Source organism: Marinobacterium lacunae, from assembly GCF_000705555.1.
In the GTDB taxonomy this organism is placed as follows: domain Bacteria; phylum Pseudomonadota; class Gammaproteobacteria; order Pseudomonadales; family Balneatricaceae; genus Marinobacterium_D; species Marinobacterium_D lacunae.
This window is the reverse complement of sequence record NZ_JMQN01000006.1, coordinates 1-540: the sequence shown is the minus strand read 5'-3', so window position 1 is coordinate 540 and position 540 is coordinate 1. Positions and strand designations below refer to the sequence as shown.

Below are 540 nucleotides of genomic sequence, written 5' to 3'. Positions count from 1 at the left end.
TTGTGGGTCACCTTAATGGTAGTCGGGCAGGGAATCTTTCCCTCAAAGACAGCAGCTGGTATGTTTGCATCCCTTCCTATATCAAGCCCAAGGAATTTCCCTAAATAATGTCTTTACCCCTACCTCCATACAAGGCTCCCGGTTCACTTTCCTCATAAGGTGATTTGATCAAGGAACCCAAATGTAGCTAGCGGATTCACAAAAGGTAACGGTACTATCCCGGGAGGGAAGCCCCACTTCTGGGCCGGAGATTTAGTGATACAGTTCACTCAGGCCTCTTTTTTTAAAACCTCTTCACAAAACCATACAGCAAATTCAATGAAACATTACACTTTAATAATCCTCCTTCTTACTCCCCTTTCAATGGCATTGGCCCAATCGTCGGAAAATGGAGCCTGGATCTTTGGGGAAGTATATTCCATCCAGCCTAAAGAAAACATCCGGATATCACTTTGGAATGATGCCTTCAAAATGGCTAACAGCGAACATCCAGCATTAAATTCTATCATTCCTTTAAATCCACCTTCAATCTATGCAGGC

Annotated in this window: 1 protein-coding gene; it reads left to right on the top strand. The window is 43.5% G+C overall.

Annotated elements, in window-relative coordinates; all coding sequences use genetic code 11:
- Positions 1-255: 255 nt before the first annotated feature.
- A partial coding sequence (locus ADIMK_RS22400) for a hypothetical protein (RefSeq protein ID WP_231516966.1) occupies positions 256-540 on the top strand: 285 nt, incomplete at its 3' end.